Annotated in this window: 21 protein-coding genes; 6 read left to right on the top strand and 15 right to left on the bottom strand. The window is 69.9% G+C overall.

Features of this window, described 5'->3' with window-relative positions; translation table 11 throughout:
* Positions 1–33 precede the first annotated feature (33 nt).
* From ACLHIH_RS09810 to ACLHIH_RS09790, 5 genes are all read right to left on the bottom strand, one after another.
* Positions 34–345 (bottom strand): AzlD domain-containing protein, encoded by a 312-nt coding sequence (locus ACLHIH_RS09810; RefSeq protein WP_411316617.1) that lies wholly within the window; start codon positions 343–345, stop codon positions 34–36.
* Positions 342–1052, bottom strand: a complete 711-nt coding sequence (locus ACLHIH_RS09805; RefSeq protein ID WP_411316616.1) for an AzlC family ABC transporter permease — start codon at positions 1050–1052, stop codon at positions 342–344. Before ACLHIH_RS09805 ends, ACLHIH_RS09810 begins: the two co-directional genes overlap by 4 nt.
* 141 nt (positions 1053–1193) lie before the next feature.
* Positions 1194–1904 (bottom strand): hypothetical protein, encoded by a 711-nt coding sequence (locus ACLHIH_RS09800; RefSeq protein WP_411316615.1) that lies wholly within the window; start codon positions 1902–1904, stop codon positions 1194–1196.
* Positions 1901–2806: an ABC transporter ATP-binding protein gene (locus tag ACLHIH_RS09795; RefSeq protein ID WP_411316614.1), complete on the bottom strand. Its 906-nt coding sequence runs from the start codon at positions 2804–2806 to the stop codon at positions 1901–1903. The genes ACLHIH_RS09800 and ACLHIH_RS09795 overlap by 4 nt, the downstream gene beginning before the upstream one ends.
* Complete coding sequence (locus ACLHIH_RS09790) at positions 2803–3210, bottom strand: GntR family transcriptional regulator (protein WP_411316613.1); 408 nt, start codon at positions 3208–3210, stop codon at positions 2803–2805. Before ACLHIH_RS09790 ends, ACLHIH_RS09795 begins: the two co-directional genes overlap by 4 nt.
* A 126-nt stretch (positions 3211–3336) precedes the next feature.
* Here ACLHIH_RS09790 and ACLHIH_RS09785 point away from each other — a divergent pair, with 126 nt between their 5' ends.
* A complete protein-coding gene (locus ACLHIH_RS09785) occupies positions 3337–3699 on the top strand; it encodes a hypothetical protein (protein WP_411316612.1) in 363 nt (120 codons plus the stop codon).
* Here ACLHIH_RS09785 and ACLHIH_RS09780 read toward each other — a convergent pair.
* Entirely contained in the window at positions 3696–4217 is a 522-nt protein-coding gene (locus tag ACLHIH_RS09780; RefSeq protein WP_411316611.1) for a hypothetical protein, read from the bottom strand. The two genes, ACLHIH_RS09785 and ACLHIH_RS09780, sit on opposite strands and share 4 nt — an antisense overlap.
* A gap of 32 nt (positions 4218–4249) precedes the next feature.
* On the opposite strand from ACLHIH_RS09780, the gene ACLHIH_RS09775 reads away from it, so the two are divergent.
* From ACLHIH_RS09775 to ACLHIH_RS09765, 3 genes are read left to right on the top strand one after another with little or no spacing between them, the layout of a single operon-like run.
* Positions 4250–5437, top strand: a complete 1188-nt coding sequence (locus ACLHIH_RS09775; RefSeq protein ID WP_411316610.1) for a type III polyketide synthase — start codon at positions 4250–4252, stop codon at positions 5435–5437.
* Positions 5434–5979, top strand: coding sequence for an isoprenylcysteine carboxyl methyltransferase family protein (locus ACLHIH_RS09770; protein WP_411316609.1), 546 nt, complete (start codon positions 5434–5436; stop codon positions 5977–5979). The genes ACLHIH_RS09775 and ACLHIH_RS09770 overlap by 4 nt, the downstream gene beginning before the upstream one ends.
* Entirely contained in the window at positions 5976–7028 is a 1053-nt protein-coding gene (locus ACLHIH_RS09765) for an NAD(P)/FAD-dependent oxidoreductase (RefSeq protein WP_411316608.1), read from the top strand. Before ACLHIH_RS09770 ends, ACLHIH_RS09765 begins: the two co-directional genes overlap by 4 nt.
* Before the next feature lie 12 nt (positions 7029–7040).
* Here the strand turns inward: ACLHIH_RS09765 and ACLHIH_RS09760 are convergent, their stop codons facing one another.
* From ACLHIH_RS09760 to ACLHIH_RS09720, 9 genes are all read right to left on the bottom strand, one after another.
* Positions 7041–7700 carry an HAD hydrolase-like protein gene (locus ACLHIH_RS09760; RefSeq protein ID WP_411316607.1) on the bottom strand — a complete coding sequence of 220 codons (660 nt, stop codon included), beginning with the start codon at positions 7698–7700 and terminating at the stop codon, positions 7041–7043.
* On the bottom strand, positions 7697–8287 hold the full coding sequence (locus ACLHIH_RS09755) for a histidine phosphatase family protein (RefSeq protein WP_411316606.1): 591 nt from the start codon (positions 8285–8287) through the stop codon (positions 7697–7699). Before ACLHIH_RS09755 ends, ACLHIH_RS09760 begins: the two co-directional genes overlap by 4 nt.
* Complete coding sequence (locus ACLHIH_RS09750; RefSeq protein ID WP_411316604.1) at positions 8284–9369, bottom strand: ABC transporter ATP-binding protein; 1086 nt, start codon at positions 9367–9369, stop codon at positions 8284–8286. The genes ACLHIH_RS09755 and ACLHIH_RS09750 overlap by 4 nt, the downstream gene beginning before the upstream one ends.
* Positions 9366–11099, bottom strand: a complete 1734-nt coding sequence (locus ACLHIH_RS09745) for an ABC transporter permease (protein WP_411316603.1) — start codon at positions 11097–11099, stop codon at positions 9366–9368. The genes ACLHIH_RS09750 and ACLHIH_RS09745 overlap by 4 nt, the downstream gene beginning before the upstream one ends.
* A 3-nt stretch (positions 11100–11102) precedes the next feature.
* Positions 11103–12272: an ABC transporter substrate-binding protein gene (locus tag ACLHIH_RS09740; RefSeq protein WP_411316602.1), complete on the bottom strand. Its 1170-nt coding sequence runs from the start codon at positions 12270–12272 to the stop codon at positions 11103–11105.
* Positions 12273–12334: 62 nt separating this feature from the next.
* On the bottom strand, positions 12335–13168 hold the full coding sequence (locus ACLHIH_RS09735) for a MurR/RpiR family transcriptional regulator (RefSeq protein ID WP_411316601.1): 834 nt from the start codon (positions 13166–13168) through the stop codon (positions 12335–12337).
* Positions 13169–13296: 128 nt separating this feature from the next.
* Positions 13297–13992 (bottom strand): endonuclease NucS, encoded by a 696-nt coding sequence (nucS, locus tag ACLHIH_RS09730; RefSeq protein WP_411316599.1) that lies wholly within the window; start codon positions 13990–13992, stop codon positions 13297–13299.
* A 34-nt stretch (positions 13993–14026) separates the two neighbouring features.
* Entirely contained in the window at positions 14027–15274 is a 1248-nt protein-coding gene (locus ACLHIH_RS09725; RefSeq protein ID WP_411316598.1) for an MFS transporter, read from the bottom strand.
* 10 nt (positions 15275–15284) lie between these two features.
* Positions 15285–16601, bottom strand: coding sequence for an MATE family efflux transporter (locus ACLHIH_RS09720; RefSeq protein WP_411316597.1), 1317 nt, complete (start codon positions 16599–16601; stop codon positions 15285–15287).
* A gap of 103 nt (positions 16602–16704) precedes the next feature.
* Between ACLHIH_RS09720 and ACLHIH_RS09715 the strand changes: the two genes are divergently transcribed.
* Both ACLHIH_RS09715 and ACLHIH_RS09710 read left to right on the top strand, forming a co-directional pair.
* Positions 16705–18699: a M13 family metallopeptidase gene (locus ACLHIH_RS09715; RefSeq protein WP_411316596.1), complete on the top strand. Its 1995-nt coding sequence runs from the start codon at positions 16705–16707 to the stop codon at positions 18697–18699.
* Entirely contained in the window at positions 18663–19592 is a 930-nt protein-coding gene (locus ACLHIH_RS09710; RefSeq protein WP_411316595.1) for a serine hydrolase, read from the top strand. Before ACLHIH_RS09715 ends, ACLHIH_RS09710 begins: the two co-directional genes overlap by 37 nt.
* The last annotated feature ends 118 nt before the right edge of the window (positions 19593–19710 follow it).

The raw sequence follows: 19710 nt of genomic DNA, 5'->3' as shown, positions 1-19710 counted from the left end.
GGCGCGGCGAGGGGCGAGCTCAAGCCGCAGCCGTCAGGGAATGCCGAGCAGTCGCAGGGCCGCCGCCGCTGCAGCGCCGACGATGACCACGACGAGAAATGGTGCCTTGAGCCACAGCGCGACGGCGGCCGCCGCGAGGGCGCCGAGGCGCGCATCGAAGGCGAGCGCTTGGCCCGTCGCGACGGTGTTGGCGACGGTGAGGGAGGCGAGCAACCCGATCGTGAGCGCGGCGGCGACGCGGGCCACCCGACGGTTCGTGAGCCACTTGCGCGGCACGAGGTAGCCGAGCAGTTTGGTCAGGTAGGCCGCGACGCACGCGACGATGATCCACACCCACAGGGTCACGACGTCTCCTCCGCGGTTCGAGGTGCGGGGGTCCCGTCGCCCGGGCGGGCCCGCCAACTGAGGATGCCCGCGACCACCGCCGCGACGAGGATCGGGATCCCCGGGGACACGAGAGGGATCGCGACGACGGTCACGACCGAGCACACGACGGCGATCGCCGCGGCATCCCGCGATTGCAGCCTCGGCCACAGGAGCGCGAGGAAGGCGGCGACGGCGGCACCGTCGAGCCCCCACTGCTTCGGGTCGCCGATCGCTTCGCCCGCGAGCGCGCCGACGATCGTGAACACGTTCCACAGGGCGAAGACGCCGAGACCGGCCACCCAGAACCCGCGGCGCTGCTCGACGGGGTCGGTCTGGCCGGTGCTCGTCGCGAGCGATTCGTCGATCGTCACGTGGGCCGCGACGAACCGTCGCCAGCCGCGCGGATGCACGAGCATATTGAGTTGCATGCCGTAGACGGCGTTGCGGATGCCGAGAAGAGCGGCCGCCCCTGTCGCGGCGATGGGGCTCCCTCCCCCCGCGATCACCCCGATGAACGCGAATTGCGACCCGCCGGAGAAGAGCAGGGCGCTGAGCGCGACGGTCTGCCAGAGGTTGAGCCCCGAGGCGACGGAGAGGGCTCCGAACGAGACGCCGTAGAGACCGGTCGCGACCGCGATAGAGAGGCCGATCCGCACGGCGGGTGAGCGTCGGAAGGCGGTCGGCACCGGACAATCGTAGGCGTCGGCAGGGCGCCGCTCAGCCGGTTCCGGCCCCGGCCCCGGCCCCGGCGCGTCGGCGGCCAGCCAGCATCGCCGTGAGGCGCCGCCCCCGGGTGGGGACGACGCCTCGGTGTGCCGTAGCGGCGATCAGCGCACGATCGCCGATCGCAGGAAGAGCCACGTGCCGACGGATGCCGCCGCAGCGACGCCGAGCGCCGCGATTGCGAGCCACCACAGTTCGAACGAGGCGAAGATCTGCTCGGCCGACGGGATCACGACGATGAGTGCGGCGATCACGACGATGGCCACCGCGGCGCCGAGCACGACCGGCCCTCGCGGTCCGTAGCGCACCCACACCGCGCCGAACGCTCCGCCCGCCGTGAGGAGCGCGAGCGATCCGAGGAACACGATCGGGATGAGCTTCGACAGGTCTCCCGCGCCGAGCACGTTGACGTCGAAGATGTAGAAGTCGGAGAACCAGTGCCCGGTGGCGAGCTCGAGGAGCAGCAGGGCGGCGAAGATCACCGTGAGGTAGGCCGACACGATGACGGTCCACAGCAGCTGGCCCGCGACGAACGCCTTGCGGGTCGACCCCATGCCGAGGGCGAAGGGGAAGGTCGTGGCGACCGACTGCACTCCGAGGTAGCCGATGAAGCCCGCGAGGGCGTTGGCGATGCCGGGGTTGTTGCGCGAGCCCTCGATCCACTCGGCGGTGCCGGGAATGCTCCCCGCCCGCCAGAACATGAGGGCGATGAGCACCGACACCACAGCCACGATGGCGGTGATGTAGAGGGGCACCGCGAAGGTGATCTCGCGCTTGTTGAGGTGCAAGCGGGTGGTGGATGCGACGGTGCTCATGCGCTGACTCCTGTTCGTGACTCGGTGGGTGCGGCGTCGTTCGCGCCGTAGGCGGCGACGATCTCGGAGAGGGATGCGGGCGCGAGCTGCACGCCGAGGTGGTCGGCGTCGTCGCGCATCACGGCGTCGACGGCTCCGGCGACGGTGACGGAGGCGAGGCCCCCGACGCGCTGCGTGCGCAGGACGGTGCGGGTCGCGGCGAACCTCTCGACCGCCTCGGTCACCCCGCTCACCTGCACGGCCAAACGGTGCGACTCGTCGTAGGCGCTCTCGACCACGACCTTTCCGCGATCGATGATCACGACGCGATCGAGGAGGTTCTCCGACTCCTCGATGAGGTGGGTCGAGAGCAGCACGGTGCGCGGGTGCTCGTCGAGGTCGCGGAGGAGGGCGTCGTAGAAGATGCCGCGGGCCGTGACATCCAGGCCCAGGTAGGGCTCGTCGAGAAGCGTGACGGGCGCCCTCGACGCGAGACCGAGCACGATCGCGACGGCCGACAGCTGCCCTCGGGAGAACTTCTTGATCGCCGTCTTCTCGGGGATGCGCAAGGTGTCGAGCAGCGAGCCGGCGACCTCGTCACTCCAGTGGGGCGCGAAGTGCGGGGCGATGCGCAGCACGTGGCGCAAGCGGTAGTCGTCGGGATAGCGCTGGTTGTCGCGCACGTAGCTGATGTTCTCGAGGGTCGGTCCGTGTTCGAACGGAGCGTGACCGAGCACCTCGACCGAGCCGGAGGTGGGGCGGTCCTGCCCCGCGATGATCGACATGATCGTGGTCTTGCCGGCACCGTTGCGCCCGAGGAGCCCGCAGATGGAGCCCTGGGGAACGGTGAAACTCACGTCGTCGAGAGCGGTGGTGCGACCGAAGCGTCGGGAGATGCTCCGGATGTCGATGGCGTTCGTCATGAGCGCGCCTCCTCCGGGGTCGTGGGTTCGGATGTCGCGGCCACGGGGGTCGCGGCCTCGCGGGTGATCATGTCGGCGACTTCGCTCGGCGTGATGCCGAGAACGCTCGCTTCGCGCACGAGCGGCGCGACGAACTGGGTGCGGAATTCGGTGCGGCGCAGTTGCCTGAGCCGCTCTCGAGCGCCGGTCGCGACGAACATCCCGACCCCGCGTTTCTTATAGAGAACCTGTTGTTCCACGAGCACGTTGACTCCTTTTCCTGCGGTCGCCGGGTTGATGCGATAGAAGACCGCGAATTCGTTGGTCGACGGCACCGCCGCCTCTTCGGCGTAGGTGCCGGCGACGATGTCGTCGGCGATCCGCGCAGCGAGCTGCTGGAAGATCGGACTCTCGTCGTTGAACATGTCACCTCGTTGGTTAGTTACTTCACTAATGAACCTATTGACCAGAGTCGACCGTGTCAAGTGTCCGACCGAGGATTTATGATCGGCACAGCAGGGCCGGCTGCTCCGGATGCATCAGGAGCGCGAATGCACGTACGGGAGTGGCGGCCACCCTGGCCACCCATCTACCTCGGTGGCGACGAGTGGATCATCATGCGCGACTCAGCTCGCGAACCGGCCGCGGTCGTGCGGGCCCTCCGATTGGGGCCAAGAAACGAACTCTTCTATCGCGTGGTGCGATGGGCGGCGCAGTCGAGTGACCGCGAACTCGTCGGGTACTTTCCCGACCTCGACACGGCGGATCGCGCCGTGCTCTTCACCCCCGAGCTCGCCCGAAGCGAGCTACCGCGGCCCGTGGCCGATCGGCTCGTCGCGCGAGGCGCGACCGGCGACGCCCGACATGACAACACCCCGTGCGCTCAGGCACGGGGTGACGTCGGTGACTACTAGGCGGGCGACACCGGGGCGAGCAGCCACTTCGAGTTGTCGAACGTGTTCGGGTCGGCGGGGTCGAACGTCAACGGGCGTGACCCGCGCTGCACCGTGAGGCCCTCGGCCTTCGCCGCCTCCTCGATTTGTGCGACGAAGCGCTGCCACTCGGGAAGCCCCTGCGGGAGGCCCATGTACTGCGTCACCGAGGTCACGACGACCTCGCACGACGTTCCGGTGGGGCGCACCTCGATGACCACGTCGTCTTTGGCGGCGAAGTTGATGCCCCACACCCCCGGGCGCAGTGTTTTGATCGTGCGCTTCTTGGGGATGCCTTCGATGAGGGCGGTCACGCGATCGGCATCGGCGTCGAGGATGACCGAGGTGCTGAACTCCTTGATCAGATCGGGGGTCACGCTGGCCTTGCGGGCCACGCCGTACTCCCGCGTCTTTCTGCGCGCCACTCGCTTGAGCACGTTCAAGGTGATGATGATGATGATGATGCCGACGCCGATGAAGGCGATCTGGAAGTCGCTCATGGTTCCCCCGATTGTGAGTGTGTGGGCCGGCGATGACCTCGCGGCGCAGCCACCAGTGTGGACCAGTGTGGCGGCCCGCTCAATGGGCAGCTCTACCCAGGGCCGAGGGGTGGTGCCGAAGCGCTCGGAACCGCGTGTTACCGTCTCGAATGGCTCGAATCGCGGCGGTTGCAACGGCACTCCCCGAGCACGTGTACCCGCAGGCGGAGATCACCGAGACGATCGGGTCGATCGTCACTCGAGACCGCTCGAAGCGCGCCGTGCTCGACCGCTTGCACCAGTCCAGTCGGGTCGACACGCGGCACCTGGTCATGCCGCTCGAGCGCTATCTCGACCCGCAGACGTTCACCCAGTCGAACGACATGTTCATCGAGATCGCCGCCGATCTCGCCGAGCGGTCGCTGCGAGAGGCTCTCGCGACCGCGGGGCTCGAACCGGCCGACGTCGACTACGTCATGTTCACCTCGGTCACGGGCATCTCGGCGCCGTCGATCGACGCGCTTCTCGTCGCGCGGCTCGGATTGCGCTCCGACGTGAAACGCGTGCCGATGTACGGCCTCGGGTGCGTCGCGGGGGCGGCAGGCATCGCGCGCGTCGCCGACTACCTCGTCGGCCACCCCGACGACGTCGGTGTTCTCGTCTCGGTCGAGCTGTGCTCGCTCACGTTCCAGCGCGACGACGAGTCGACCGCCAACCTCGTGGCCACGGGGCTGTTCGGCGACGGCGCGGCATCCGTCGTCATGGTCGGCTCGGACCGCGCCGAGCGGATGTCTGCGGCCGGCCCCGACGTCGTCGACACGCGCAGCCGCATCTATCCCGACACCGAGGAGGTCATCGGGTTCAACGCGAGCGAGACAGGGTTTCGCATCATCCTCACCCCCCGCGTGAGCGAGGTCGTCGAGGAGCACTTCGGCGACGACGTGCGCGCTTTTCTCGCCGACAACGGCAGCGCCGTCGACGAGGTGGCCGGATGGATCGCGCACCCGGGAGGCCCGCGGGTGCTCGAGACGTTCGCGAGCGCCCTCGACCTCACCGACGACGAGCTCGCCATCAGTTGGCGGTCGCTCGCGAGGGTGGGCAATCTGTCGTCGGCGTCGGTGCTGCACATCCTCGCCGATAGCATCGACGAGCTCGACCCGTCGCCCGGTGATCGCACCGTGCTCTTCGCCCTCGGCCCGGGGATCTCGGCCGAACTCGTTCTTCTGGAGTGGCCCGCATGATCGCCTACATCGCCCTCGTTCTCGCCACGGGCGTCGAGCGCATCGTGGAACTCGTGATCTCGAAGCGCAACGCGGCGTGGGCGTTCGAGCGCGGCGGTGTCGAGCACGGCCGCGGGCACTTCCCGGCGATGGTCGTGCTGCACACCGGCCTCCTGCTCGCGTGCATCGCCGAGGTCGTGCTGCTCGACCGCCCGTTCATCGCCGGGCTCGGCTGGCCCATGCTCGTCATCGCCCTGCTCTGCCAGGTGGGGCGCTACTGGGTGATCACGGCCCTCGGCCCGCAGTGGAACACGCGCGTCATCGTCGTGCCCGGGCTCGGTCGCGTGACCCGCGGGCCCTACCGCTTCTCGTGGATGCGGCATCCGAACTACATCATCGTGGCGGTCGAGGGCATCGCCCTCCCCCTCGTGCACTCGGCGTGGATCACGGCGATCGTCTTCACCGTGCTCAACGCGATTCTGCTCCTCGGCTTCCGCATCCCCACCGAGAACCGCGCCCTCGCCGCCCTCGACAGGGCGTCTTCGGGGTCCACCCCGACATGAGCCGGAACGCGGATGTCGACGTCGACGTGATCGTCGTCGGCGGTGGGCCGGTCGGGCTCGCGGCCGCGATCGAAGCGCGCCTCGGCGGGCTCACGGTCGCCGTCGTCGAACCGCGCGCGGATGCCATCGACAAGGCGTGCGGCGAGGGGATCATGCCCGGCGCGGTTCCCGCCCTCGCGCGGCTCGGTGTCGTGCCGTCGGGACACCCTTTGCGCGGCGTCGGCTACCGCTCCCCTCGTGCCCGGGTCGACCACAGGTTCCGTGGGCCGGGCGGTCTCGGCGTGCGGCGCACGGTCTTGAGTGCGGCGCTCGCCGAGCGAGCAGAGGGTCTCGGCGTGCACCGCGTCACCGCTCGCGTCGATTCGCTCGAGCAGGACCGCGCGGGGGTCTCGGCGGGCGGGGTGCGTGGCCGATACCTTCTCGGGGCCGACGGACTCCATTCGACGATCCGCAGCCTCATCGGGGTGGAGGTGCCGAGCCCGTCTCGGCAACCGACCGACACTCGCCGGTTCGGATTCCGCCGCCACTTCGCCGTCGCCCCGTGGAGCGACCTCATCGAGGTGCACTTCACGCGAGACGTCGAGGTCTACGTGACCCCCGTCGCCGACGACCTCGTGGGCATCGCCGTGCTCGGGCCCGCCGGCACCGACTTCGCCGCCGCCGTTGCGAGTGTTCCGGAGGTCGCCGACCGCATCGCCGACGCGCAACCCGCTTCGACCCTGCGCGGCGCCGGGCCGTTCCAGCAGCGCACCACGAGACGCTCGTGGGGTCGCGTGATGCTCGTGGGCGACGCATCCGGTTATGTCGACGCCATCACGGGTGAAGGCATCCGCATCGGGCTCGCTCAGGGGCGAGCCGCGATCGCGAGCATCGCCGAGGGCCGGCCGGGCCATTACGAGAGGGCGTGGCGTGAGGCGACACGCGACTTCCGCGTGCTCACGAGCGGACTCGTCGCGCTCGCGACGTCGCCCGCGCGCGGGGCGATCGTGCCCGTCTCAGCCGCTGTGCCGAGAGCGTTCGGCGCGATCGTCGAGCGACTGGCCCGCTAGCCGTCTGGCCCGTTAGCCCCCGAGGATCGCGGCGCGCAGCTCGTCGGGGGTGTCGACGACGCCGACCGAGCCCGCGGCTTCGGCGGGGGATCCGTAGCCCCACGACACGAAGAGCGTCGGAACCCCGTGCGCGGCGGCACCGTTGACGTCGTGCTCGCGGTCTCCGACCATGATCGGGTTGGAGACATCCGCACCGGAGGCTGACAGTCGCGCGAGGGCCTCGGCGACGACGTCTTTCTTCGCGCTGCGCACCTCGTCGTCCGACGCCCCGGTGAGGAAGTCGAAGTGATGCGCCAGGGCGAAGTGGTCGAGGATGAGCGTCGCCGCACTCTCGGGTTTCGACGTCGCGAGCGACACCGGGAGGGGGCTCGACGCCACGGCTTCGAGCACCGCGGGCATGCCGTCGTACACGCGGCTGTCGTAGAGACCCGTCGCGACGTAGTGCGTGCGGTAGACCGAGAGGGCGTGGCGCGACTGCTGTTCGTCGAACCCCGCGAAATCGCGGAACGAGTCGAGCATCGGCGGGCCGACGTAGCGCAGCAGGTCGGCAGGCGAGGGCACCGGAAGCGCGAGCTGCTCGAACATCCACGCGAGGCTCGAGGTGATGCCGGGCGCCGAATCGGTGATGGTGCCGTCGAGGTCGAAGAGCACGCACGAGTATGGAGAAGTCATCGCGTCGAGCTTATGGGCAATGCGATGTGCGGCGTCCAGTTGTAGAGAGCGAGCCGGCCGGACCTCGGGGAGTCCAGGTCGACGACCGTCACGCTCGCGGGCGACACGGCGACGAGCGACCCCGTGTCGAGCCCGACCACGAGGTCGAGCACGCTGCGGATGACGCCGCCGTGCGTCACGACGAGAACCGGCTGTCGGGCACGCGAGAGGGCCTCGAGGGCGGAGAGCACGCGCGTGTGCACGGAGTCACGCTCCTCCCCTCCGGGAGGAAAGGTGCGCCCGCGGCGCCACTGCACGTAGTCGTCGCCGAGGTCGCCGGGCAGGCAGCCCTCCCAGTCCCCGAGACCCGCTTCGGCCCACCGGGGGTCGACGTCGGGGGAGTGGAAACCGAGGGTCGCCGCCGTCGTGACCGCGCGTGCCTGAGGGGAGCAGACGACCGTTCCGGGAGAGAGGGCCTCGACGGCGGGCGCCAGCGCGCGGGTCTCGGCGAAGCCCGAGGGCGAGAGGTCGATGTCGATCGACCCCTGCAAGCGGCCCTCGTCCGTCCACTCGGTGGATCCGTGACGCACGAGGATGAGCCGGGTCATGCTCCCACCCGCTCGACGCGCGCGCCCGACCCGTCGAAGAGGGCGACCGGAGCCGAGGGGAGTTCGAGAGTCACGCGCTCGCCCGCAGTCATCCGCTCCTCGAGAACGATCGCGAGCGTCTGGCGCCCCGAGACCCCGGAGACGAGGTGGCGCCCGGCGAGAGGCGTCGACTCGACGACCTCGAACGGGATGCCGGATGCGCCGGGTGCGGCCACGCGGATCGAGTCGGGACGATACATCGCCGTGACCGGAGACCCCTCGGCCGCGGAGGCCGGGGCCGGGCCGACGACGAACCCGTCGCGGTCGAGCGAACCTGCGCGCACCGTGCACTCGAGCAGCACGGCGGGCGGGGTGCCGACGAACGAGGCGACGAACGCCGTGCGCGGGTGCTCGACGAGAGCCTCGGGAGTGTCGAACTGCTCGACCCTCCCGTTGTTCATGACCGCGACGTGCGTGGCCATCGCGAGAGCCTCGATCTGGTCGTGGGTGACGTAGACGCTCGTGGCGCCGGTGGCCCGGTGCACCCTCACGAGCTCCGCGCGCATCTCGACCCGCAGGCGCGCGTCGAGGTTGGAGAGGGGCTCGTCGAAGAGCAGAACGGGTGGGCGAGGCGCGATCGTGCGCGCGATCGCGACGCGCTGCTGCTGGCCCCCGCTGATCGACGACGGCGACCGGTCGGCGAGGTCGGAGATCTCGAGCAGGGCGAGCACCTCGTCGACCCTCGCGGCACGGTCGGCTTTCGACCACTTCGCGACCTGCAGGGGCCACTCCACGTTGGCGCGCACGCTCATGTGGGGCCACAGCGCGTAACTCTGGAAGACGAGACCGGCTCCGCGGCGGCCCGGGGGCATGAACGTGCCCGCGTCACCGTCGGCGACGGTGCGCTCGCCGAAACGGATGCTTCCCGTGGTCGGGTTCTCGAGCCCCGCGAGCATGCGCAGGGTCGTCGTCTTTCCGCACCCCGAGGGGCCGAGCAGAACGACGAACGAGCCCGCGGGGATGTCGAGGTCGACGTCGCTCACAGCGGCCGCATCGCCGAAGGTCTTGCCGATACCGGCGAGGGTCAGGGTCGTGTCGGTCATCGTTCCATCCAGGGTTGGGAGGCGCCTTGCAGTCGCCGGGCGAGAAGGGTCGCGAGCACCGAGATCACGGCGATGATGACCGTGATCGCGTTCGCGAACTGGGTGAAGCCGTCGGAGGCGTAGCGGTAGGTCAGCACCGAGAGCAGCGGCGTCGCGGGGGTCGCGAGCAACACGACGAGGGAGAGGTCGCGCACCATCGTGACGAACACGAGGATGGCGCCCCCGACGATGCCGGGAGCAGCGAGCGGGAGCAGCACCCTCCTCGCTCGCTGCAGCATGGTCGCGCCGGTCATCACGGCCGCCTCCTCGAGGTCGGCCGAGATCTGCCCGAGGGCTACGCGCGAGGTCTGGTAGGCGAACGGGAGGCTCGCGGCGGTTCCGGCGACGAGGAGGATCCCGAGGGTGCCGTAGAGCGACGGGAACGGTCCGATCGGTGCGCCGAACTGCGCGATGAACGCGGCCCCGAGGGCGATGCCCGGGATGAGGAAGGGCACGAAGCTCAAGAAGCCGATCGTTCCCGTGATGACGGGCGCTCCCCGCAATCGCGTCGTCACGTAGCTCGCCGCGAGGCCGACGAGGATCGCGCACACCGCAACGCCCGCGCCGAGCGCGATCGTCGAGATCGTGGCATCCACCACCACGGGGTTGGCGAGAACACCGCTCTGGCCCTGCGCGATCGAGGGGTCGGATTCGCCCACCCAGAAGTGGGTCGTGAGGCCTCCCGCGAAGGAGTTGGTTCTCCGCGTGAAAGTGCTCACGACGAGCACGATCGCGGGCACGATCGTCGTCGCGCCGACGATCGCCGACGCGATCGCGAAGAGCGGCCATTTCCACGGTCCGGAGTCGAATCGGCGCCCGCGGGAACTCTTGCCGGTGATGGTCTCGAACGATCGCTTGCGGGTGACCGAGGTGCCCGCCCACAGCACGAGGGCGGCGACCGCGACGAGCACGATCGAGAGCACGTAGCCCCGCACGGTGTCGCCCGTGGCGATCGCTCCGTAGAGGCGCGTGCTCAGGGTCTGGAATCGCACGGGCAGGCCGAGCAGCGCGGGCACCGCGAAGTTGCTGACCCCCTCGGCGAAGGCGAGGAGGGCTCCCGAGATGATCGCGGGAGCCACGACGGGGAGCGCGATGCGCAAGGCGATGCGCGACCGGGATGCCCCCGTCATCTCCGCCGCCGCGATGAGGTCGCCGCCGACGGAGGCGAGGGATGCCGCGATGAGCACGAACGAGAGCGAGTAGTAGTGCGCCCCGAGGGTGAGGATGATCGGCAGCGTGCCCCACGAGAGCGCGTCGGGCACGGCGATGCCGAACGAGGTGAGCAGTCCGCTCGTGCCGCCGAGGCGGTCGTTACGGAAGACGGTCTCCCACGAGAGGGCAATCGCGAAACTGGGGAGCGCGAACGGGATGGTCGCGAGGGCGCCGATGGTGCGGCGCCCCGGAACGTCGGTGAGCACGACGATCCAGGCGAGGAGGCCCCCGACGACGCTCGAGAACACGGCGGTGCCGAGCCCGACGAGCACGGAGTTGCCGAGCGGGGTCCAGAGCAGGTTGCGGGAGAGGGGGCTCGCGACGACTTCGGGCCACGTCGACGACGCCCCCGGCGCGAGGGTGCTCGCGACCAGTCCGCTGAGCGGACTGATCACGAGCACCGCGAGGATGCCGAAGACTGCGACGGCGAGCAGAGCGGTGGGTTGGCGTACCCACGCGAGCGGGCGAGGCAGTCTCATCGACTATTCGATCGTGAGGAGGAGGTCGGAGATCGCGTCGCGAGCGGCAGCGGTGCGCTCGGGCTCGATGATCCAGCCGCCGAGTTCGTCGAGGCTCACGGCGTCGGACGGCGCCTCCATGTCGGTGCGCGTCGGATAGTCGCCTCCCACATAGAACGGCTCGTATGCGGTGCCTCCCGTCGGGCTGTCGTCTCCCATGAGGAAGTCGATGAAGAGGCGGGCGGCGGCGGGGTTCTCGGCCTCGGCCGTGATGCCGAGAAGAGCGGGGAAGACGATTCCGGGTGCGGGCTCGACGTCGGTCGCGACCTGCAGGGCCCAGCCCTCGTCGTCGTTGTCTCGACGGTCGGAGTACGACGTGAAGCCCACGGGCGGGTCTGTCTGTCCGGTCGCGCCGATCGACGCGTTTACGGTGTCGGTGTCGTCGACGAGGATCACGTCGTTGGCATAGAGGTCGGCGATCCACTGCTGGCCGGCGTCGGCGATACCCGCATCGAGCTCGATCTCGGTGCCGAAGAGCGACTCGTGCGCGTCGGCCATCTCGTCGGCGCGAAGCGACATCTCGGTCATGAGGTCGAGGTAGTCGCCGCGCACGGTCGGGTCGACCATGATGACGCGGCCCTGCCACTCGGGCTCGGTGAGCTCCCACAGGTTCGTGACGGGCGGGCCGTCGGGGTTCGCCTCCTCGTTGTACATGAGCACCTTGGTCGAGAGACGGTTCGCCACGAGGGGCGTCGTGTACTCCTCGGGGAGTGACTCACGCACTCGCTCGGGCACGTAGGGGGTGAGGATGCCCGACTCGACGAGTTCGGTGAACACGACGGGGGCGTCGGAAATGTAGGCGACGTCGGCCGTGGAGCTGCCCGCTTGGCTCTCGGCGGTGAGCCTCGAGATCTGCTCCGTCGCGCTGAGGTCTGTGGCGACGAGGTCGATGCCGGGGTACTGCTCCTCGAACGCGCCCTCGACCGAGGCGATGCGGCTCGTGAACGAGTAGACGACGACCTCGCCCTCCTCCTCGGCGAGTTCTGTTAGCTCCTCGATGCTCATCTCGTCGAGGGCGGAGGTGTCTGCCGCGGCGGGGCCGGCCGCGGTCGGAGTGCCCCCGCCGCACGCGGCGAGGACGAGGACGAGGGGAACGAGCGCGAGGGGCGCGAGTCGAGCGGTTGATCGGGGCATGGCGGATCCTTCTCTGGTCGGAGGGTCTGGCGGGGTAGGGAGGGTCGAGTGGGCGGAGGTGACTACACGTCGAAGTGGTCGAAGAGGTGGGCGAGCCGATCGAGCGAGCGGAGGGATGACTCGGGGGCGCTCCGCGCGATCGTGAGAACGAGGGCGTTGACGATCGTCATGGGCACGATGAGCGAGAGGAACTCGCCCGCCGGTCCGCGAGGTGCCGCGAGCACGGTCGTGGGTGCGGGGAGGATGCCGAGGAGGGTGTCGGTCACGAGCACGGTCGGCGCGCCGACATCCGCAGCGAGGGTCAAGAGCGGAACGAGCGGCTGCGGGGAGCGCCGGAAGGCGAAGGCGAGCACGAGGTCGTCGCTCGCGAGAGTGAGAGCACCCTCGGCGAGGTCGCGGTTCGACCCCACGAGCGAGACGACGTCGACCCCGAATCGCTGCAGTCGGCGAGCGAGGAGGTCGACGAGGATGCTCGCGTTGCCCTGCCCGAACAGGTAGACCGTTCGGGCGAGCAGGATGCGTTCGGCCGTCGAATCGAGGGCGGCCTGGTCGAGGTGGGTCGGGAGGCTCGCGAGAGCCGCGGTCTCGTCGTCGACGAATCGTGAGACGAGGTCGCCGTCGTCAGTGCGGTCGAGTCGGCCCTTCACGCGCTGCGACGGACCCTCGTTGTCGAGGTAGTCCTGGCGCAGGGCCTCCCGGAAGGCCGGATAGCCGGCGAAACCGAGTCGCTGAGCGAGGCGGGTGGCCGACGCTTCGTGCAGGCCGAGCGGGTGGGTGAGGTCTTGCGCGCGCCAGAACGCCGCTTCGGCGGGGTGCACGAAGAGCACGTCGAGCAGCCGCCGGTCGGTCGGCGTGAGCTCGTGAGCTTTCGCTTCGACGATCTGTTTGATGAACACGCTCGGACGCTATTCGCAAAATCACTTGCGTTTCAGGCAAGTGCGGCAAGTTCGCTTGCTGTTCACCGAAGCGTCGACCGGTGTCTCACTGGCGGGCCGGATCGCCCCGATTTCGCAGGGCGCCGGCGTCAGAACAGGCGGGAGTGGCTGTCGTCGAGTCCGCGCATCGCGTCGTAGTCGAGGGTCACGCAGCGGATGCCCCGGTCGGTTGCGAGGGTGCGCGCCTGCGGTTTGATCTCCTGCGCGGCGAAGACCCCGGTCACCGGCGCGAGCAGAGGGTCGCGATTCATGAGCTCGAGGTAGCGCGTGAGCTGTTCGACACCGTCGATGTCGCCGCGTCGTTTGATCTCGACCGCGACCGAGGCGCCCGTGGCATCCGTCGCGAGGATGTCGACGGGGCCGATCGCGGTCATGTATTCGCGGCGCACGAGGCGATAGTCGTCGCCGAGGATGTCGATGTTGTCGGCGAGGAGCTTCTGCAGGTGGGCCTCGACGCCGTCTTTCTGCAGCCCCGGGTCGATGCCGAGCTCGTGCGACGAGTCGTGCAGAACCTCGTGAATGGAGATGACGAGGATGTCTGCGGTCTTCGCCTGGGTCACGCGCCAGGTTTCGACGACCCCGGCTTCGGTCTGTGCCTCGTCGGGCTCGACGATCGCGAGTGAGCACGGCGGGCTCATCCAGTTGAGCGGCTTGTAGCTCAGGGAGTCGCTGTGCACGAGCACGCTGCCGTCGGCTTTGAGCAGGAGCAGGCGGGTGGCGAGAGGCAGATGAGCGCTCAAGCGACCCGCGTAGTCGACGGAACACCGGGCTATGACAAGACGCACCCCTCGAGGGTAGTTGACGCCGCTCGGCCCGAGGTCACGGCCGCAGGGTCACCGGCGCGCGGGGTTCGCGCGCGGCCCCCGACACGACCCCCGCGACGGCGACGAGCACGAGAACGAGCAGGAGCGCCCCGAGGATGCCGACCTGCTCGCCGATGAGCCCGATGACGGGCGGACCGACGAGGAACGCGATGTATCCGATCGTCGCGACGGCACTCACGCGCGCGGCGGCTGTGCGCGCGTCGTCGGCGGCCGCCGACATCCCGACCGGAAAACCGAGTGAGGCGCCGAGGCCCCACAGCACGACACCGACGATCGCGACCCACGTGATCGGCGAGAAGATGAGCACGAGGAGGCCGATCGCGGCGAGCACCGCAGACACGCGCAGCACCGGCACGCGGCCGAATCTGTCGAGCACGCGCACGCCGAGCAATCGGCCCGCCGTCATCGCGGTGACGAACACCCAGAACACGAACGCGCCTGTCGGCTCGTCGGTGTCGTGCCCCTCGACCATCGCGTAGGCGAGCCAGTCGTTGGCCGAGCCCTCGGCGAACGCCATGCCGAGCACGATGAGCCCGATGAGGATCGTGCGGGGGTCGCGCCAGATGGCGAGGCGCGCGCGCCAGTCGACGGCGGGTTGTTCGGCAGCGGCCGCCGTGGTCGCGGCATCCGCGCCGTGGAGGATCGTCTCCGACTGCACCGCGGGGATGACGATGATCGACGCGACGATCATGAGCACGGCGACGGCTCCGATGTGCACGGTCAGCGGGATCGCGAGTAGCTCGGCGAGAGCGGCGAGGGCGGCGCCGCCCATCGTGCCGAAGCTGAAGAAGGCGTGGTAGATCGGCATCATCGTGCGGTCGATGACCCGCTCGTTGGCGGCGCCCGACACGTTCATCGCGACATCGCACGTGCCCATGCCGGCGCCGTAGATCGCGAGCCCGGCGAAGGTGACAGCGAAGCTCGTCAGGGTCGTGGCCCCGACGGCCGCGATCGCGAGACCGAGGGGAGCCAGGAGGAGCGTCCACCTCATGACGGCGCGCGCCCCGAAGAGGGCGACGAGGTGGCCGGATGCGAGGAGCCCCACGATCGACCCGACCGCGAGCCCGAACAGCAGCACGCCCACATCCGCGGTCGACAGGTCGAGCGACGAACTCACGGCGGGGATGCGCGCGGCCCAGCTCGCGAGACCGAGTCCGCACAGCGCGAAGACGACGAAGAGCGAGTTGCGCCACGCCCTCACATCGCGGGAGCTGAGAGCGGGGGGCGGGGCGGGGAGCGTCACGGGGTCAACGCTAGCCCGCGCCCGCGACGATCCAGCGCTCGGAGCGTGCCCGCCACCCGAGGGTCACGGCGCGTGCCGCGATGTAGCCGATGCCGAACGCCGCCCACACGGCCGTGATGCTGCCGGTCGCCGCGGCGAGAGCGAGGAGGGGGAGGTAGACCGCGAGGTTCGCGACGCCCGTGATCGCGAGGTACTTCGCGTCGCCCGCGCCGATGAGCACCCCGTCGAGCACGAACACGATGCCCGCGATCGGCACACCGACCCCCATCACGAGCATCACGGGCGGGAGGGCCGCGAGCACACCGGGGTCGGTCGTGAACACGAAACCGGCGAGGGGGGCGAGGGCGGCGACGGCGAGCCCGAGACCGGCCCCCCACCACAGCCCGAGCACCACGAGTCGTCGCGTCACGGCTTTCACGCGCGCGACATCCGACGCCCCGAGCCCGTGCCCGATCATCGCCTGCCCGGCGATCGCGAGGGCGTCGAGAGCGAACGCGAGCGTCGAGAAGAGGGTCATGGCGATCTGTAGCGTCGCGAGCGACGTGACGCCGAGGCCCGTGCCGACGACGACGGTCGCGAGAAGGGCTGCGCGCAAGCTCGCGGTGCGCACGAGCAGCCAGCCCCCGGATGCCGCGGCCGAGGTGACGCCGCCGAGTCCGGGCCCGAGGCCCACACCCACCGATCGCGCGGCACGCACGGCGATCGCGAGGTAGACGGCGGCCATGCCCCACTGCGCGATGATCGTGCCGATCGCCGAGCCGGCGATGCCGAGCCCGAAACCGTAGATGAGCACGGCGTTGAGCACGGCATTGGCCGCGAAACCCGCCCCCGCGATCACGAGCGGGGTCACCGTGTTCTGCAGGCCGCGCAGCAACCCCGTCGCGGCGAGCACGAGGAGCATCGCCGGCAGGCCCCAGACCGAGATGGTCAAGTAGGTCGTCGCGGCGGTCGCGACCTCGGCACTCGCTCCGAACGCGGCGACGAGAGGCGCGGCCGTGGGCAGGCCGACCGTGACGAGCACGACACCCACGAGAGCCGCGAGCCACAGCCCGTCGATGCCCGCACGGATCGCACCCGGGCGGTCGCCCGAGCCGAGCCGGCGAGCGACCACCGGCGTCGTCGCGTAGGCGAGGAACACGAGCAGTCCGACGACGGTCTGCAGGATGGCGCTCGCGATGCCGAGCCCGGCGAGCGGAACGGCGCCGAGGCGTCCGACGAGAGCCGTGTCGGTGAGGAGGAACAGCGGTTCGGCGATGAGAGCGCCGAGGGCCGGGAGCGCGAGCCTGCGGATGTCGCGGTCGAGCGGATTGCGGGCGCGACGCGGCATCCGACCACGCTACTGCGCAGCGGTGACGGACGAGGCGCGGGAGGCTCGCGACGGCCCCGCACGGCCAGGAATCGTGTCACGGGCCGGGCATAGGCTTTCGGTCATGAGCGCAGACACCCCCCTCAGTTCAGGTATCGACCGCGACGAGCTCGACCCCGAGGTGCGGCCGCAAGACGACCTCTTCCGTCACGTCAACGGCAAGTGGATCTCCCGCACCGAGATCCCGTCGGACAAGGCGCGCTACGGCTCGTTCTACGTGCTCGCCGAGGCCGCCGAGAAAGCCGTGCAAGACATCATCGTCGAGGCTCAAGATGCCGAGGCGGGCACCGAGGAGCGCAAGTTCGGCGACCTCTACGCGAGCTTCATGGACCACGACCGCATCCAGAAGCTCGGCGCCTCGCCGCTCGAACCGTTGCTCGCCGAGGTCGCCGAGGTCGACTCGGTGACGTCGTTCCTCCAGACGCTCGGCAGGCTCGAGCGCAAGGGCACCGCGGGGCTCTTCCAGCTCTTCGTCGACAACGACCCGGGCGACCCCGAGCGCTACCTCGTCTTCGTCGAGCAGGGTGGTCTCGGGCTGCCCGACGAGTCGTACTACCGCGAGGAGAAGTTCGCCGAGGTGCGCACGAAGTACCGCGCGTTCCTCGAGACGATGTTCGGTCTCGCGGGCCTCGACGATGCCGCGGCCCGTGCCGAGCGCGTCGTCGCCCTCGAGACCGCGCTCGCCGCCGCGCACTGGGACAACGTGCGCACGCGAGACAGCCAGGCGACCTACAACCCGATGACGTGGGCGGATGCCGCGGCGCTCGCCGCGGGCGCCGACCTCGACGTGTGGCTCGACGCGCTCGATGCCCCCGCCGACGCGTTCGCCGAGGTCGTGGTGCGCGAACCGAGCTTCATGACGGGAGCCGCCGAGCTGCTCGCCTCCGCTGATTCCCCCGAGGGTGCCGGTGCCGGCACCCTCGACGCCTGGAAGGACTGGCTCTCGTGGCAGGTGATCCGCTCGAACGCGGCCTACCTCTCCGACCCCTTCGTCGAGGCGAACTTCGACTTCTACGGCCGCACCCTCACGGGCACCCCCGAGATGCGGGCGCGCTGGAAGCGTGGCGTCTCGCTCGTCGAGGGCTCGCTCGGCGAGGCCGTCGGCCGCACCTACGTCGCGCGCCACTTCTCCGAGACGGCCAAGCAGAGCATGGACGTCCTCGTCGAGCATCTCGTCGAGGCCTACCGCCAGAGCATCTCGACCCTCGAGTGGATGACCGAGGAGACCCGGGCCCGCGCCCTCGACAAGCTCGAGAAGTTCACGCCGAAGATCGGCTACCCGGTGACCTGGCGCGACTACAGCTCGCTCGAGATCGACGCCGCCGACCTGCTCGGCAACGTGCGGGCGACGGGGGAGTTCGAGTTCCAGCGCGAGCTCGGCAAGATCGGCAAGCCGCTCGATCGCGACGAGTGGTTCATGACGCCGCAGACGATCAACGCCTACTACAACCCCGGGTTCAACGAGATCGTCTTCCCCGCCGCCATCCTCCAGTTCCCGTTCTTCGACGAGTCGAGGGACGCCGCAGCCAACTTCGGTGCGATCGGCGCCGTCATCGGGCACGAGATCGGTCACGGCTTCGACGACCAGGGCTCGAAGTACGACGGCGACGGCCTCCTCACCGACTGGTGGACGGAGGCCGACCGCGCGTCGTTCGAGAAGCTCACGAGCTCGCTCATCGCGCAGTACGACGCGTTGTCGCCGGCGCAAGTGCCCGGTCACACCGTCAATGGCGCGTTGACCATCGGCGAGAACATCGGCGACCTCGGGGGGCTCGGCATCGCGTGGAAGGCCTACCTCCTGAGCCTCGAGGGGGCGGAGCCGCCGGTCGTCGACGGCATGACGGGCGCCGAGCGCTTCTTCCTCTCGTGGGCGCAGGCGTGGCAGCTCAAAGCGCGCGATGAAGAGGTCATCCGGCTGCTCTCGATCGACCCGCACTCGCCCAACGAGTTCCGCTGCAACCAGATCGTGCGCAACATCGACGGCTTCTACGAGGCCTTCGGCGTGACCGAGAGCGACGCCCTGTGGCTCGCACCCGAGGAGCGGGTGACGATCTGGTGAGCCGCGGTCGCGAGCGGCGCGAGCGGATGAGTGCGGAGGCCGCCGGTCACCACCGCGACCCCGCCCCGCCGCGATTCGACCGCAGCTTCGCGGAGTTCGGTTCTCTCGCTCTCGAGGGCGCGTCGGTGTCGGCTCACGCCGTCGACCTGGCGACGGGCGACGATGTGCTTGCGATCGACGAGCGCGTCGTGCTCCCCACCGCTGGCGTCGGGGTGCTCGTGCTCCTCGTCGAGGTGTCGGCCCGCATGACCGCCGACGACACGTGGGGCCACACGATCGTCGACAAGCCGGGTTCGGCCGGGCGCACGGCGCCGGGACTGTGGCAGCACATGCAGGCGCCGGCGCTCCCGGTGGCCGATATCGCGATGCTCGCGGCATCCGCTCGCGACGCCCTCGCGGTCAACGCGCTCCTCGACCTCGTGGGGCTCGATGCGGTGCGGGCGAGGGCGGATGCTCTCAGCCTCACCCGCACGGCCGTGCTCGACCTCGTGCGCGACGAGCGCGGGCCCGACGACGCCCCGCACGCGACCGTGGGTTCGGCCGCCGAGCTCACGTGGCTCATGACCGCGCTCGCTCGAGGCACCGCCGTCGACCGCGCCACGAGCAGGCGCGTCGTGCGGTGGCTGCGGTCGGGTGTCGACCTGACCCTCGTGGGCGCCGCTTTCGGGGCGGATCCGCTGAGCCACCGCTTCGCCGAGCACGACATCCGTATCGTCAACGCGGTCGGTATCGACGCGGGGGTGCGGTGCGAGACGGGGTGGCTCAGCGGGCCACGCACGCAAGTGGCCTACGCCGCGACGGTGCAGTTCGCCGACACGTCGCTCGCGACGCGTCTCGCCGTGCACCGGGTTCTGCGCACCTTCGGCACCGAACTGCTGGAGTTCGTGGCCTAACCCGCTGCCCGTTTTGCAGGAGACCCTGTTGAACCCGCTCCCCTCGCGGGAGGTCGTGGCCGTTCGGAGGCGCGAACTCCCGCAGTCACGTCGCGGCCTGCGCTCAGCCGACCCGCGC

The sequence above is a fragment of the Marisediminicola sp. LYQ134 genome, assembly GCF_046599635.1.
Lineage (GTDB): Bacteria > Actinomycetota > Actinomycetes > Actinomycetales > Microbacteriaceae > Marisediminicola.
The sequence above is the reverse complement of the archived record's forward strand: the minus strand, read 5'-3'. Positions and strand labels throughout refer to the sequence as shown.

What these genes read in the sequence shown, in the direction of transcription:
- ACLHIH_RS09780 (WP_411316611.1), bottom strand. Translation starts at nt 4,217, where the DNA reads ATGAGCGACTTCCAGATCGCCTTCATCGGCGTCGGCATCATCATCATC.
- ACLHIH_RS09790 (WP_411316613.1), bottom strand. Translation starts at nt 3,210, where the DNA reads ATGTTCAACGACGAGAGTCCGATCTTCCAGCAGCTCGCTGCGCGGATC.
- ACLHIH_RS09775 (WP_411316610.1), top strand. Translation starts at nt 4,250, where the DNA reads ATGACCTCGCGGCGCAGCCACCAGTGTGGACCAGTGTGGCGGCCCGCT.
- ACLHIH_RS09740 (WP_411316602.1), bottom strand. Translation starts at nt 12,272, where the DNA reads ATGCCCCGATCAACCGCTCGACTCGCGCCCCTCGCGCTCGTTCCCCTC.
- ACLHIH_RS09715 (WP_411316596.1), top strand. Translation starts at nt 16,705, where the DNA reads ATGAGCGCAGACACCCCCCTCAGTTCAGGTATCGACCGCGACGAGCTC.
- ACLHIH_RS09760 (WP_411316607.1), bottom strand. Translation starts at nt 7,700, where the DNA reads ATGACTTCTCCATACTCGTGCGTGCTCTTCGACCTCGACGGCACCATC.
- ACLHIH_RS09720 (WP_411316597.1), bottom strand. Translation starts at nt 16,601, where the DNA reads ATGCCGCGTCGCGCCCGCAATCCGCTCGACCGCGACATCCGCAGGCTC.
- ACLHIH_RS09785 (WP_411316612.1), top strand. Translation starts at nt 3,337, where the DNA reads ATGCACGTACGGGAGTGGCGGCCACCCTGGCCACCCATCTACCTCGGT.
- ACLHIH_RS09765 (WP_411316608.1), top strand. Translation starts at nt 5,976, where the DNA reads ATGAGCCGGAACGCGGATGTCGACGTCGACGTGATCGTCGTCGGCGGT.
- ACLHIH_RS09800 (WP_411316615.1), bottom strand. Translation starts at nt 1,904, where the DNA reads ATGAGCACCGTCGCATCCACCACCCGCTTGCACCTCAACAAGCGCGAG.
- ACLHIH_RS09795 (WP_411316614.1), bottom strand. Translation starts at nt 2,806, where the DNA reads ATGACGAACGCCATCGACATCCGGAGCATCTCCCGACGCTTCGGTCGC.
- ACLHIH_RS09745 (WP_411316603.1), bottom strand. Translation starts at nt 11,099, where the DNA reads ATGAGACTGCCTCGCCCGCTCGCGTGGGTACGCCAACCCACCGCTCTG.
- ACLHIH_RS09755 (WP_411316606.1), bottom strand. Translation starts at nt 8,287, where the DNA reads ATGACCCGGCTCATCCTCGTGCGTCACGGATCCACCGAGTGGACGGAC.
- ACLHIH_RS09750 (WP_411316604.1), bottom strand. Translation starts at nt 9,369, where the DNA reads ATGACCGACACGACCCTGACCCTCGCCGGTATCGGCAAGACCTTCGGC.
- ACLHIH_RS09770 (WP_411316609.1), top strand. Translation starts at nt 5,434, where the DNA reads ATGATCGCCTACATCGCCCTCGTTCTCGCCACGGGCGTCGAGCGCATC.